This window comes from Helcococcus ovis (genome assembly GCF_004524775.2).
Classification (GTDB): domain Bacteria; phylum Bacillota; class Clostridia; order Tissierellales; family Peptoniphilaceae; genus Helcococcus; species Helcococcus ovis.
Genome location: NZ_CP119081.1, coordinates 389,996 through 402,786 on the forward strand (window position 1 = coordinate 389,996; position 12,791 = coordinate 402,786).

15 protein-coding genes and 1 other annotated feature are annotated in these 12,791 nt (G+C 28.7%); of the genes, 13 read left to right on the top strand and 2 right to left on the bottom strand.

All coding sequences use genetic code 11. The features are described 5' to 3' along the window. The first annotated feature begins 8 nt into the window (after window positions 1-8). The 13 genes from EQF90_RS01840 (at window position 9) to rplL (ending at window position 9,582) form a co-directional block, all read left to right on the top strand. On the top strand, window positions 9-710 hold the full coding sequence (locus tag EQF90_RS01840) for a transaldolase (RefSeq protein ID WP_134710365.1): 702 nt from the start codon (window positions 9-11) through the stop codon (window positions 708-710). A gap of 223 nt (window positions 711-933) precedes the next feature. Further along, window positions 934-1,728 (top strand): bifunctional hydroxymethylpyrimidine kinase/phosphomethylpyrimidine kinase, encoded by a 795-nt coding sequence (gene thiD / locus EQF90_RS01845; protein WP_134710367.1) that lies wholly within the window; start codon window positions 934-936, stop codon window positions 1,726-1,728. A gap of 112 nt (window positions 1,729-1,840) precedes the next feature. Continuing rightward, window positions 1,841-2,539, top strand: coding sequence for an ABC transporter ATP-binding protein (locus EQF90_RS01850; protein ID WP_134710369.1), 699 nt, complete (start codon window positions 1,841-1,843; stop codon window positions 2,537-2,539). Next, window positions 2,532-4,169: a hypothetical protein gene (locus EQF90_RS01855; RefSeq protein ID WP_134710371.1), complete on the top strand. Its 1,638-nt coding sequence runs from the start codon at window positions 2,532-2,534 to the stop codon at window positions 4,167-4,169. Before EQF90_RS01850 ends, EQF90_RS01855 begins: the two co-directional genes overlap by 8 nt. A 12-nt stretch (window positions 4,170-4,181) precedes the next feature. Next, the gene (locus EQF90_RS01860) at window positions 4,182-5,411 is read left to right on the top strand and encodes an aminotransferase class I/II-fold pyridoxal phosphate-dependent enzyme (protein WP_134710373.1); all 1,230 of its coding nucleotides are present in this window, start codon (window positions 4,182-4,184) and stop codon (window positions 5,409-5,411) included. Continuing rightward, window positions 5,411-6,196, top strand: a complete 786-nt coding sequence (locus EQF90_RS01865; protein WP_167554135.1) for an SDR family NAD(P)-dependent oxidoreductase — start codon at window positions 5,411-5,413, stop codon at window positions 6,194-6,196. Before EQF90_RS01860 ends, EQF90_RS01865 begins: the two co-directional genes overlap by 1 nt. A 118-nt stretch (window positions 6,197-6,314) precedes the next feature. Next, the gene (gene rpmG, locus EQF90_RS01870; protein WP_134710376.1) at window positions 6,315-6,464 is read left to right on the top strand and encodes a 50S ribosomal protein L33; all 150 of its coding nucleotides are present in this window, start codon (window positions 6,315-6,317) and stop codon (window positions 6,462-6,464) included. Window positions 6,465-6,473: 9 nt separating this feature from the next. Next, on the top strand, window positions 6,474-6,656 hold the full coding sequence (gene secE / locus EQF90_RS01875) for a preprotein translocase subunit SecE (RefSeq protein ID WP_134710378.1): 183 nt from the start codon (window positions 6,474-6,476) through the stop codon (window positions 6,654-6,656). 12 nt (window positions 6,657-6,668) lie between these two features. Next, a complete protein-coding gene (nusG, locus tag EQF90_RS01880) occupies window positions 6,669-7,217 on the top strand; it encodes a transcription termination/antitermination protein NusG (RefSeq protein WP_134710380.1) in 549 nt (182 codons plus the stop codon). A 61-nt stretch (window positions 7,218-7,278) separates the two neighbouring features. Then, entirely contained in the window at window positions 7,279-7,704 is a 426-nt protein-coding gene (gene rplK, locus EQF90_RS01885; RefSeq protein ID WP_134710382.1) for a 50S ribosomal protein L11, read from the top strand. Between the two features lie 41 nt (window positions 7,705-7,745). Further along, window positions 7,746-8,444, top strand: a complete 699-nt coding sequence (gene rplA, locus EQF90_RS01890; RefSeq protein WP_134710384.1) for a 50S ribosomal protein L1 — start codon at window positions 7,746-7,748, stop codon at window positions 8,442-8,444. A gap of 50 nt (window positions 8,445-8,494) precedes the next feature. Further along, window positions 8,495-8,618 (top strand) — a sequence feature (ribosomal protein L10 leader region). A 34-nt stretch (window positions 8,619-8,652) separates the two neighbouring features. Then, a complete protein-coding gene (gene rplJ / locus EQF90_RS01895) occupies window positions 8,653-9,186 on the top strand; it encodes a 50S ribosomal protein L10 (protein ID WP_134710386.1) in 534 nt (177 codons plus the stop codon). 15 nt (window positions 9,187-9,201) lie between these two features. Next, on the top strand, window positions 9,202-9,582 hold the full coding sequence (rplL, locus tag EQF90_RS01900) for a 50S ribosomal protein L7/L12 (protein ID WP_134710388.1): 381 nt from the start codon (window positions 9,202-9,204) through the stop codon (window positions 9,580-9,582). Window positions 9,583-9,932: 350 nt separating this feature from the next. On the opposite strand, the gene EQF90_RS01905 is transcribed toward rplL, so the two are convergent. Further along, window positions 9,933-11,345, bottom strand: a complete 1,413-nt coding sequence (locus tag EQF90_RS01905; RefSeq protein WP_134710390.1) for a cation:dicarboxylate symporter family transporter — start codon at window positions 11,343-11,345, stop codon at window positions 9,933-9,935. A gap of 30 nt (window positions 11,346-11,375) precedes the next feature. After that, on the bottom strand, window positions 11,376-12,713 hold the full coding sequence (locus EQF90_RS01910; protein WP_134710392.1) for a CoA-disulfide reductase: 1,338 nt from the start codon (window positions 12,711-12,713) through the stop codon (window positions 11,376-11,378). Window positions 12,714-12,791: the final 78 nt, after the last annotated feature.

Consider the following 12,791-nt stretch of genomic DNA (forward strand, 5'->3'; position numbering starts at 1 on the left):
AGTAATATATGAAAGTTAAAATTTATGCAGATGGTGCAGATATAAATGGAATGCTTGAAGAATATAATAAAGGTGTTGTTTCAGGATTTACAACTAATCCATCTTTAATGAAAAAAGCAGGAGTTAAGGATTATAAAATATTTGCGAAAGAAGTTACAAGTAAAATAAAAGATTTATCGGTTTCTTTTGAAGTTTTTGGAGATGATTTTGAAACTATGAAGAAAGAAGCTTTGATATTGAAAGAATATGGAAAAAATGTTTTTGTTAAAATTCCTATTCAAAATACAAAAGGAGAATCCAGTATTCCATTAATTAAAGAACTTTCATCTTTAGGGGTGAATGTTAATGTAACAGCAATTTTTACAATACAACAAGTTAAAGATGTAGTATGTGCTGTTTCTGAAAATGCAAATACGATTGTATCTATATTTGCCGGTAGAATAGCTGATTTAGGAGTTAATCCTATACCTATTATGGAAGAAGCGGTAAAACTTGTTAATACAAAGAAAAATATTGAATTATTATGGGCTTCAACAAGAGAGGTTTACAATATAGTTCAAGCTGATGAGTTAGGAGTAGATATAATAACTGTTCAAAATGATTTGTTGAAAAAAATAGCTGATTTTGGAAAGGACTTAAATCAAAGATCATTAGAAACGGTAATAGACTTTAATAAAGATGTAAAGTACTTAGGATTTTCAATTTTATAGAAATGTAAAGAGAGTTAGAAACTTTAAGTTTCTGATTCTTTTTTTGTAATACACAATTAAAATCACAAGATGATATGTTCTAGATATATTTATTTAAAATTCAATGTATATTTCATACACATTTTATGAATGCTTAAATTAAGTATGAAGAATTATAATTCTATTCAAATTTTATATTAAAAAATGCTATAATTAAATAGAAAAAAATTAAAAAGGAAATACAATGAAAAAAGTACTAACAATTGCTGGGGTTGATCCAATTGGTGGAGCAGGTATGATGTCTGATATCAAGACTATGACAGCACATGATGTATATGGGATGTGTGCGATTACTTTGCTTAGTATTCAAAATACAATTGGATTTTATGAGGTGCAGCCAGTTGAATCACGATTTTTAGAAAAACAAATAGATGTAATTTTTTCTGACATTATTCCTGATGCGACAAAAACCGGAATGCTTTTAAATTCTGATTTGATAAAGGTTGTAGCTCAAAAAATGAAACAGTATAAACCCAAAAATTTAGTAATAGATCCTGTTATGATTGCTCATAGAAAATTTAAATTAATTGATGATGAAGCAATAGAAACTTTAATTGATGAATTAATACCTTTGGCGGATTTGATTACTCCAAATATTGGAGAAGGTGAAATTTTAGCAGGAATTACAATTGAAAATAAAAAAGATATGGAAACTGCTGCCAAAATAATATATGAAAAATTTGGAACTAATGTAGTATTGAAAAGTGGAGTTAGCGAAGAGGATGCTGATGACTTGCTTTATACTGATAAAGGAATATTTTGGATAAAAGGGGAAAAAGTTGATACTAAAAATACTAGAGGTACAGGAGATGCACTTTCTAGTTCTATTGTGTCAAATTTGGCGAAGGGATATGATTTGAAAACCTCTGTTAAACTAGCTAAAAAATTTGTTTATAATGCTTTGTCAGAAAAATTACAAATAGGAAGAGGAGTAGGATCTATTCATCATTCATTTGAAATTAAAAATATATTGAAGTGAAAATTTATAAATTAGGTTAATTTTATTAATTATTTGTAAAAAAAATAGTGATGATGTAAAATAAAGTTATAAAAATAGCTTTTTTACTTAGTTATTAGTAGGGGGAGAATTGATGAAATTAGTTATTAAAAATATTAAAAAATCTTTTAAGGAAAAAGATGTATTAATTGATGCAAGTTACCAATTTGAAAATGGTAAAATTTATGGTTTACTTGGTAGAAATGGTGCCGGAAAAACTACACTATTTAATATCTTATATAGAGAACTTGAAGAAGATGATGGAAATATCGGATTCTTTGATGATGAAAAATTAAGGGAACTTAAAGTTGAAGATATAGGAATGGTTTTTGCTGAAACACATTTACCAGATTTTTTAACAGCATATGAATATATTAAATTTATTATTGATATTAATAATCCGAATGAATTATTTAAAATAGATACATATTTTGATGAAATGAATATTGAACAAGAAGATAGACATAGACTCCTAAAAGATTTTTCATCAGGAATGAAGTCAAAAGTAGCGTTGTTGGCTATTTATATTCAAAAACCAAAAATAATTTTACTTGATGAACCTTTAACAGCGGTTGATGTCGTAAGTGCTGCAGAAATTAAAAGATTCTTTAGATCTCTTAAAAATGATCATATAGTTATAGTTTCAACACATATGCTTGATTTAGCTAAAGACTTATGTGATGAAATTGTATTGTTACATAATGGTAAGTTGCAATCATTGAGTAATCTTGAAAAAGATGAAAATTATGAAAGTAAGATTGTAGAAGCTTTGAAGGAAGAAAAAGATGTTTAGAGCAATTAGTATAATTAAGAAAAAAGAATTTTATTCTAATTACAATTTTTTAATTTATTATTTACAAAGAATACCGTTAATAGGAAAATTGTTTAAAAATAAAGCATACAATATAACAGTAGCAGATGATTTGCTTTTCTTTATTTCAACAATTTGGCATTTTATAAAAAAAATATTTTCAAAGTTGTTATTTTATGGTTTAATTCTGGGTTGGAATGAAAAAATTTTAAGAGAAATATTAAATGATTTCGGTAAAAAAAATGGATATAAAACTCTTGAAAACTTACAAAAAGGAGATTTTTTATTTTATTTGATTTCATTGAGTTTGTTTTTAGGTGTATTTGTCTATATTTCATATTTCTATGAAAATACTAAAGAAAATTATTTATATATTAAACAAATGAAGATGAAGCCTAGAGATTATCATTTGAGCCTATTTTTTTATGATGCAATTATTTTCATTTTAACTTATACCATTTCAAATAAAATATTATTTTTAATATTTCGAATAAATATTGATTTATTAAAAATATTGTATTTTGTAATATTTGGGTATAGTATAAGATACTTAGCAGCTGTGATATTTCTTAAATTTAATTTTAAAAATAAATCATTTTTGAAAAAATTAAATATAGTTTCTTGGATACTTGCATCTATAGTATTAGTTGTCTTTGTAGCGGTAATATTTTTTATAAAAGATTTAATTAATTTCATTGCTTTATATGATTTTAAGTTTGCAATAATTGGTATTTTAATTTTTGTAATTTCAACATATTTAGCATTAAAAAGAGATAATATTGAAGAAGTTTCTTATAGATATTTGAATTATAAGGAACTTAATGAAGTTGATATTAAAGAAATTAACAAGAAAAATTATTCCTTATCTGAAAAGAAAATATCAAAAGATGAAAAAGATTTTTCTAAATATAGTGGAATAGAATATATCAATAAAATATTTTTCTATAGAACACTTGGAGCTATCAAGAAAAAACTTATAATTCAAGGAATAATTAAAGCTATATTCTTAATTGGATTTGCGGTTGGATCGTATTTTATATACGCCCAAAATGAAAAAAAAATAATTGAAACTGCACCAACGTATTTTCCATTAGTGATATTTGCCGGATGTTATATGTTGTTTAATGCGGATTTTTTCATTAGATATTGTTTTATAAACATGGATTATAGTTTATTAAAATATAGTTATTATCGAAGAAAAGATTTTTTAATGAAATCAATAAAAATAAGAATGATGCAATTATTAAAACTTCAAGCTGTGATTTTTATGATTTTATTAACTTCAATTACAGTTATTACATATAATTTTAAATTTACAGTATTTGAAACTATAATTTGCTATATTTATGCAATTACTGCTCTTTTGTTTTATACATTACATTATTTATTTGCATATTATATTATTCAACCATTTAATAAAGATATAGAAGCTAAAAATCCATTGTATTCAATGCTTACCTGGTTTATCTATATGATATCGTATTTATCAATAATTTTTGGTGCGGTTAGTCCGGTTGTTTCATGGGGATTATTAGTTTTTTGTGTAATATATATTATTTTAGGATTTGTGGGAATTAAATATTTAGCGGTAAAGAGATTTAAATTGAGATAAAAGAGGATAAATATGGAAGAAATAAAAAAAATAACAGATTTTGAAAATTCAAGAGAATTTGGAAAATACATGCAAATGGTAAAAGGAGTTTCTGAAATTTTAGAAACGTTTGGAAATCCCTATTTTGTACCACATGACTCAGCATTAACCGATAAATCAATTATGAATGGTAAAGAAGTTTTAAACTTTGGAAGTTATAATTATTTGTGTTTATCAGGAGATCCGGAAGTTAATCAAGCTGCGAAAGAAGCGGTTGATAAATATGGTACAAGTGCAAGTGGTAGTAGATTATTAGCCGGTGAGAAAACTTTGCATAAAGAATTAGAAAAAGCAATTGCAGAATGGAAACATACAGAGGATGCTATAGTTTTAGTTGGAGGACACTCAACAAATGTAACATTTGTTGGGAATTTCTGTAATGAAAATGATTTGATTCTTTATGATATTTTGATGCATAATTCAGTAACTGAAGGTATCAGAATGAGCAGTGCTAAAGCTAAGAGATTTAAGCATAACGATTATGAAATGCTTGAAAGATTGGTAGAAAAAAACAGAGATAAGTATGAAAAAATTCTCATAATCGCAGAAGGTGTATACAGTATGGATGGAGATATTGCACCTATTGATGAATATGTAAGAATTAAGAAGAAATATGGATGTTTCTTAATGGTTGATGAAGCACATTCAGCATGTGTAATTGGTGAAAATGGGAAAGGAGTAGATGAATACTTTAATTTAGATCCAAATGATATAGATATAAAAATGGGAACATTATCTAAAGGGTTAGGAACTTGTGGAGGATATTTGGCAGGAAAGCATAGTTTAATTGAATATTTAAGATATTCTTTACCTGGATTTGTATTTTCAGTAGGAATTTCACCGGTGTTAGCAGCTGCAACAAAGAAATCTGTTGAATTAATTCAAAGAGATAATAGTAGAGTGAAGAGTTTAAAATCTAATATTAAGTACTTTATAGAACAGGCAAAGTTAAGAGGATTAGACACTTGTCTTGCTAAAGAAAGTGCAATAATTCCTATATACGTAGGTGATGAGTCAATGTCATTTAAATTAAGTATGGAATTACAAGATGAAGGAATTTTTGTTCCACCGGCAGTTTATCCTGCTGTGCCTAAAAAAAGAGCTAGATTGAGATTTTGTTTAACAAGTGGTCATACATTTGAACAAATACAATACACCTTAGATAAAGTTCAAGAATTAATGAAAAAAGAGGGATTGTTATAGTGTCAAAAGTAGTTGTGATAACCGGTGCTTCAAAAGGTATAGGATTTGAAGCGGCTAAAGTTTTTAAAAAAAATAATTATAAGGTGTATGATTTAAGCAGAACGGGGAAAGATAGTGATATATCAAGTCATATTTACTGTGATGTAACAGATTATAATACTGTTGAGAGTGCTATAAATGAAGTAATTAATAGAGAAGGAAGGATAGATACAGTTATATCAAATGCCGGATTTGGGATTTCCGGATCAGTTGAAGGTCACTCATATAAAAATATAAGAAGTCAAATTGATGTAAATTTTGTTGGTTGTTCATTTTTAGCTAATGCAACATTAAAACATATAAGAAATACGAAGGGGCGTATAATTTTTATGTCTTCAGTTGCTGCGGTTATACCAATACCCTTTCAAGCGATTTATTCAGCGACAAAGGCGGCGATTCTTTCATTAGCACAGTGTTTGGATAATGAATTGGAAGGTTCAGGGGCTAGAGCAATTGCTTTATTACCGGGAGATTTATCTACATCTTTTACAAAAAATAGAATAAAAAATGAATTTGAACCGGATTTTTATCATTTAAGAGTTGAAAATTCTGTAGGCAAAATGGAAAAAGATGAAATAAATGGAATGAAGCCTATTGTAATAGCTAACAAGTTATATAAATTAGCTACACAAAAGAATCCAAAAGTTAAGAGTAGTGTAGGAATATTATATAAATTTGCATTAGTTTTAGGTATGATTTTGCCTGTAAGATTAAAACAATTTATTATAAAAAAAATGTATGCTTAAAATAGGTAGCAAATTAATAAAAAGTCAAGTGAAAAACTTGACTTTTTAAGTGTTTAGATATAAAATATATTGATGTATCAGAGTTACCGTCTGATAATAATTACGTAGGAGGTATAATATGAGGGATAAGGTAAAACTTGCATGTTCAGAATGTAAACAAAGAAACTACGATACTATGAAAAATAAGAGAAATACTACAGATAGGATTGAACTTAAAAAGTATTGTAAATTCTGTGAAAAACATACTATTCACAAAGAAACTAAATAGGAGATTAGTATGAGTACAGAAAAAAAAGGATTCTTAAAAGGAATTAGAAGTGAATACGGAAAAATAGCTTGGCCAACAAAGAGTGAATTGTTAAAGGCAACATTTGTTGTTATTGTAACAATAGCTGTTGTTTCAGCAGTTACAAAATTGCTTGACATGCTATTTGGATTTATATTATCATTTACTGTTTAATAAGGAGTTAAAATGAACAACGAAAATATTGAACAAGCGAATTGGTATGTTGTTCATACTTATTCAGGATATGAAAATAAAGTTAGAAGTAAAATAGAAAATATGATTGAAAATGGGAAGGCTCACAATGTTTTTGATGTGAAAGTTCCTATGGAAGAGTATGAAGATATTAAAGGCGGAAAAAAAGTTTCAAAAGAAAGAAAGATTTTTCCAGGATATGTACTAATAAAAATGATTGTTGATTCTAAAAATTGGTATTTAATAAGAAATACAAGAGGGGTTACGGGATTTATTGGACCTGATGGAGAACCTGTGCCTTTGAGTGCGAAAGAAATTAGAGAATTTGGAATTGAAAAGTCTGAACCGGTTCAAACTGTAAAACAAGTTGTAGAAATTGATTTAGAAATTGGGGATGAAATAGAAATTATTTCCGGACCGTTTAGTGGATTTAATGCTAAAATTACAGGAATCAATACTGAAAAGCAATTTGTTACTGCATTAATTGATATTTTAGGTAGGGATACAGCAGCAGAAATAGAATTTACAGATATAAAACAATAATCGTTTTATTTAGTGGGAGGAAAGACCGCAATTAACCACATTAGTTATTTAGGAGGATATAATGGCTAAAAAAGTACAATCAATAGTTAAATTACAAATACCTGCAGCAAAGGCAACACCAGCACCACCAGTTGGTACAGCTTTAGGGCCAACAGGTATTAATATTATGGAATTTACAAAGGCATTTAATGCTAAGACACAAGAACAAGCAGGATTAATCATTCCTGTTGTAATCACAATCTATGCAGATAGATCATTTACATTTATTACAAAGACACCACCAGCACCTGTTTTAATTAAAAAAGCTTTAGGATTAGAAAGTGCTTCTGGTACACCAAATAAAGTAAAAGTAGGACAATTAACAAAAGCCCAAGTAAGAGAAATTGCTGAAACAAAAATGCCTGACTTAAATGCAGCATCATTAGAGGCAGCTGAAAGCATGATAGCTGGGACAGCAAGATCAATGGGGATTACAGTCGAAGAATAATAGTGGGAGGTTAACAACCGTTTAACCACAAGGAGGAAAATATGCCAAGAGTAGGGAAAAGATTTAAAGAAGTATCAAATTTAGTAGATAGAGAAAAATTTTATGAACTAGAAGAAGCTGTTGAATTAGTAAAAAAGGTTGCAACAGCAAAATTTGATGAAACAGTAGAATTGCATTTAAAATTAGGTGTTGACTCAAGACATGCTGACCAACAAGTTAGAAATACAGTAGTATTACCAAATGGTACAGGGAAAGATGTTAAAGTAGCTGTATTTGCAAAAGGTGAAAAAGTTAATGAAGCTTTAGAAGCAGGTGCAGATTTTGCTGGTGAAGATTTAATAGATAGAGTTCAAAAAGAAAATTGGATGGATTTTGATGTAGCTATTGCAACACCTGATATGATGGGACAAGTAGGTAAAGTAGCTAGAGTTTTAGGACCAAGAGGTTTAATGCCAAATCCTAAAGCTGGTACAGTAACATTTGATTTAGCTAAAGCTGTTAAAGAAGCAAAATCTGGTAAGGTTGAATACAGAACAGATAAGCAAAATATAGTTCACGTTGCTGTAGGTAAAGCAAGCTTTGGTGAAAAAGAATTATTAGAAAATATTAAAACATTGATTCGTTCAGTTATAAAAGATAAACCAGCTTCAGCTAAAGGTAAGTATTTAAGATCAGTAACAATTACAAGTACAATGGGACCTGGTGTAAAATTAAACACTGTTAGATTAATGGAATTATAATTTCTATAATTTAATATTGCATTATATTGAATAATGTGATATATTATACAAGTAAATTAAATAGGCTGCCAAAGACTATAGGTGGGTTTCCCTTAATTTCCTATATAGGAGCGATTATATGATTATTAACTCTCCTTATGTCTTTATGTCATAGGGAGATTTTTTATTAAAATTGTTCAAAAGTAGCCAAGAATTTTGGAGGTGAAAAGTGAGTCAATCAGCATTATCATTAAAACAACAAGTGGTAAGCGAGATTAAAGATGCTATTCAAAACTCTAAATCTGTAGTAATTGTAGAATACCGTGGATTAAATGTAGAACAAGTATCCGATTTAAGAAATAAGTATAGATCTGAAGGAGTTAGCTATAAAGTATATAAAAATACAATGGTTAAAATCGCTTTAGAAGAATTAGGATATGAAGGATTCGAAGAATATCTAGCAGGACCAAACGGTTTTGTATTCAGCAATGAAGATATGGTTGCAGGACCAAGGATTACAGTTAACTTTTCAAAAGAAAATGAAAAATTAGTTGTAAAAGCAGGTTTACTTGATGGAAAAGTTGTTGATGTAGAAGATGTAAAAGCATTAGCAAAATTACCAACAAGAGAAGTATTAGTAGCACAAGTATTAGGTGGATTAAATGCACCTATCGCTGGATTTGCAAATGTATTGCAAGGAACATTAAGACAAGTAGTTTATGCATTAAATGCAGTAAAAGAAAAACAAGAGCAAAATGCTTAATTTATGGAGGATAAGATGTCAGAAAAAGTAACAAAATTAGTAGAAGAAGTAAAAGAATTAACAGTTTTAGAATTATCAGAATTAGTTAAAGCTTTAGAAGAAGAATTTGGTGTTTCAGCAGCAGCACCAGTTGCAGTAGCAGCAGCACCAGTTGCAGGTGGCGAAGTAGCTGCAGCAGCAGAACAAACAGAATTTGATGTTGTTTTAGAATCAGCAGGTTCTGGAAAAATCAAAGTAATCAAAGTTGTTAGAGAAGAAACAGGCTTAGGATTAAAAGAAGCTAAAGAAATCGTTGATGGTGCACCAAAAACATTAAAAGAAAAAGTTTCTAAAGAAGAAGCAGAAGCATTAAAAGCTAAATTAGAAGAAGCTGGTGCAACAGTAGAAATTAAATAATTTAATTTACACATTAAAAAAAGAGCAGATGTATCTGCTCTTTTTTTATACTGTAAGTTAGTCACAATACTAGGGACAGTTGCAAAATAAAAGATAGCCCTTAAATTACAAAAAATTAATAAAACCATAAAACAAGCCCTAGATTTCAACATCTAGTGCTTGTTTTCGGTATAATATTAATATGAAAAGCAAAAATAATATACCATGCTTAAATTTTAATTTAAATCACGGGACAAATTCAATTTCTAAAGTATATAAATGTTTTGATTAAAACTTCAATTAAAAATTAAAAAGAAAAAGCTATTGCAAAATAACCAAAAAAGTTATTTCGCAACAGCCTCATGATATTATTATTCATTTTTTGAAGCTAATTTTGAATTAAATTTGTTCATATCCATCTTACCTTCCCAACGGTCTACAACAACTGCACATACCATTGAGCCGCATACATTTAACATTGTACGTCCCATGTCGACGATTGGATCAATTCCAAATACTGCACCTATACTATCAATTACACCTCCTAATCCGATACCGTTTAATGTAACTGTAGCTGCTACTGTAGCTGTTCCGGGTACACCTGCTATACCGATTGAACCGATGGTTACAACGATTACTAATAATACCAAGAATGATATATCTATTGTTACACCTGTTGCGGAAGCTACTAAAACACCAAGCATTGCAGGGAATACACCGGCACAACCATTCATACCAATTGTTGTACCTAATGTCCCGATAAAGTTAGCAGTTTGGTTTGATACACCCATTTCATTTTCTAATGTTGAGAGTGTATATGGTAATGTCCCGACACTTGAACGTGATGAAAATGCAAATAATAGTGTTGTAAATGCCTTTTTATAGAATTTGATAGGATTTACACCAACTGTTAGTAAAATTAATACATATACTAATAACATTATAATTACAGAAGTGTATAATGCAGTGATGAAGCCAATCATACCCATTATTGAATTAATACCATTTGAAATTATTGTATTTGCGACTAATGCGATTACGCCATAAGGCATAAATTTAATAATGTTAGTTAAAACACTGGTCACAGCAACTTTTGCTGATACTAGAAAATCCTTAAAAGGCTTTATTTTTTCCGGCTTTTTAGCTGATAAGAAACGCAATGCTGATGCAAATAAAGCAGCAACTATAACTACTGATACTATACTACTATTTGTAGACATTACTTGAAAAATATTATTAGGTATTAATTGTAAGAAAAATTGAGGAAAGCTTTGAGAAGCAATATTTTTCATTGACTCAATTTTTCCTTCTGTTAACTCCGCTGCGAAACCAGAAGCGTTTAGATTAAATATATTTACTACAATTATTGCAACTATAGCAGCTATAGCTGTTGTGCCTAAAAGTGTTAAAAATGATTTCCATGTTAAAGATTTAATGCTTCCACTTTTGATATTTGTCATTACTTCTATAATTGATAAAAATACTACCGGAACAGCAAGTAATTGAACAAGCTTTAAGAATCCACTACCTACAAGAGAATACCACGTAGTAATTTCAACACGAGCAAATTCTTTATATAGAGTATTTGTTGTTCCTAAAATGTCTAACCCTATTCCTAAAATTAAACCTATAACTAGAGATATTATCATTCTTTTTGCAAATGAAACTTTTTTGTCTTTTAATACTTTTAGTAAAAATATACTCGCAATTAAAAGTATTATAGCTATTATAGTATAGTAATTGCTGATTTTTAAGAAACCAGTAAAAAATTTATTATTTATCATAAATTTTCTCCTTAATTATAATTATGTTTTTTATTTGGCAGCATTTGCTGCTACATTTATTGCTTCCCATGTTGAAGCGAATGGAGGGGAGTATGCAAAATCAATAAATCCTAATTCGCTTGTTTTTAATCCTGCATAAATTGCTGTTGTTAATCCTGTCATACGTAAGATTGCATCTGATTTCCCAAATACCTGAGCCCCTAAAATAACTTTAGTATTTGCATCATAAACAAGCTTTATAGTTATTTTTGATTGACCGGGCCAATAGTTTGTATGATTATTTGTATTTACAATTGTAGTTTTAATATTAAAGCCTTTTTCAATTGCAAGTTTTTCTGTTAAACCAGTGCTACCGGCTTCGAAATCACCGACCTTAATTGAACAGCTTCCTAAAGTTCCGATAAACTCCTCATAATTTTTTTCATCTGATACAATATTGGTGCCTATTAATCTACCTAATTTATTTGCGGATGTTGCTAAAGGTAAGTAAATATCACCTATTATTTTGTGAGGGACTGTGGCACAGTCGCCGGCAGCAAATACATCTTTTATAGAAGTCCTTCCGAATTTATCAATAATAATTGCTCCATTAGGTAATTTGGCTAGATTTTCATCTTTAATGAATGATGTATTTGGTTTAAATCCTATAGCTAATATTACAGCATCCGCATCGAATTTATCATTAGTTGTAATAACCTTTTTAATAGCGTTATTTTCAGTAATCAGGTTTTCAAATTTTTCATTTAAAACTATTTTGATACCTTTTTCTTCTAATGCTTTTTGAATTTGATCAGAAAATTCTGGATCGAATGGTCCGTTTATTATTTTATCTGCACCTTGTATTAATGTAATTTTTTTACCTAAATGAGCTAGTTGTTCTGCTACTTCTATACCTATAAATCCAGCACCGACTATAACAATTTTTTCATAATTAGGTAAGTTTTTTTTCAATTTTTCAACATTTGATAATTTTGTAATGGTATAAAAATTATCAGAATTGATTCCATTTATGTTTGGAATAATAGGGACAGCTCCTGATGAAATCATAAGTTTATCATATGATTTTTCGAAAGTGATACCATTTTCTAAATTTTTAACTAGAATTTTTTTATCCTTGAAATTAATTTCTAATACTTCATGTTTTAACATTAGATTTATTCCGGATTCTTCTATTTGTTGAGGTGTACGAGCAAACATATTATTTGGGTCTTCAAATTGATTTCCTAAGTAATATGGTAATCCACACGCTCCAAATGATATGTAAGATTCTTTTTCTATTACAGTGATGTTAGTGTTTTTATTAACTCGTTTAGCTTTTGCTGCCACACTCATACCTGCAGCTATACCACCTATGATGATTATTTCCATTTTTCCTCCATAATTTAATGTTATTGATTCCTTTTTTATTTTATAATTAGTTTTTTTAATACTAATTAATAAAAGAAT

Excerpts from the sequence above, each read along its gene's own strand:
- EQF90_RS01840 (WP_134710365.1), top strand. The coding sequence starts at position 9 with ATGAAAGTTAAAATTTATGCAGATGGTGCAGATATAAATGGAATGCTT.
- thiD (WP_134710367.1), top strand. The coding sequence starts at position 934 with ATGAAAAAAGTACTAACAATTGCTGGGGTTGATCCAATTGGTGGAGCA.
- EQF90_RS01850 (WP_134710369.1), top strand. The coding sequence starts at position 1,841 with ATGAAATTAGTTATTAAAAATATTAAAAAATCTTTTAAGGAAAAAGAT.
- EQF90_RS01855 (WP_134710371.1), top strand. The coding sequence starts at position 2,532 with ATGTTTAGAGCAATTAGTATAATTAAGAAAAAAGAATTTTATTCTAAT.
- EQF90_RS01860 (WP_134710373.1), top strand. The coding sequence starts at position 4,182 with ATGGAAGAAATAAAAAAAATAACAGATTTTGAAAATTCAAGAGAATTT.
- rpmG (WP_134710376.1), top strand. The coding sequence starts at position 6,315 with ATGAGGGATAAGGTAAAACTTGCATGTTCAGAATGTAAACAAAGAAAC.
- secE (WP_134710378.1), top strand. The coding sequence starts at position 6,474 with ATGAGTACAGAAAAAAAAGGATTCTTAAAAGGAATTAGAAGTGAATAC.
- nusG (WP_134710380.1), top strand. The coding sequence starts at position 6,669 with ATGAACAACGAAAATATTGAACAAGCGAATTGGTATGTTGTTCATACT.
- rplK (WP_134710382.1), top strand. The coding sequence starts at position 7,279 with ATGGCTAAAAAAGTACAATCAATAGTTAAATTACAAATACCTGCAGCA.
- rplA (WP_134710384.1), top strand. The coding sequence starts at position 7,746 with ATGCCAAGAGTAGGGAAAAGATTTAAAGAAGTATCAAATTTAGTAGAT.
- rplL (WP_134710388.1), top strand. The coding sequence starts at position 9,202 with ATGTCAGAAAAAGTAACAAAATTAGTAGAAGAAGTAAAAGAATTAACA.
- EQF90_RS01905 (WP_134710390.1), bottom strand. The coding sequence starts at position 11,345 with ATGATAAATAATAAATTTTTTACTGGTTTCTTAAAAATCAGCAATTAC.
- EQF90_RS01910 (WP_134710392.1), bottom strand. The coding sequence starts at position 12,713 with ATGGAAATAATCATCATAGGTGGTATAGCTGCAGGTATGAGTGTGGCA.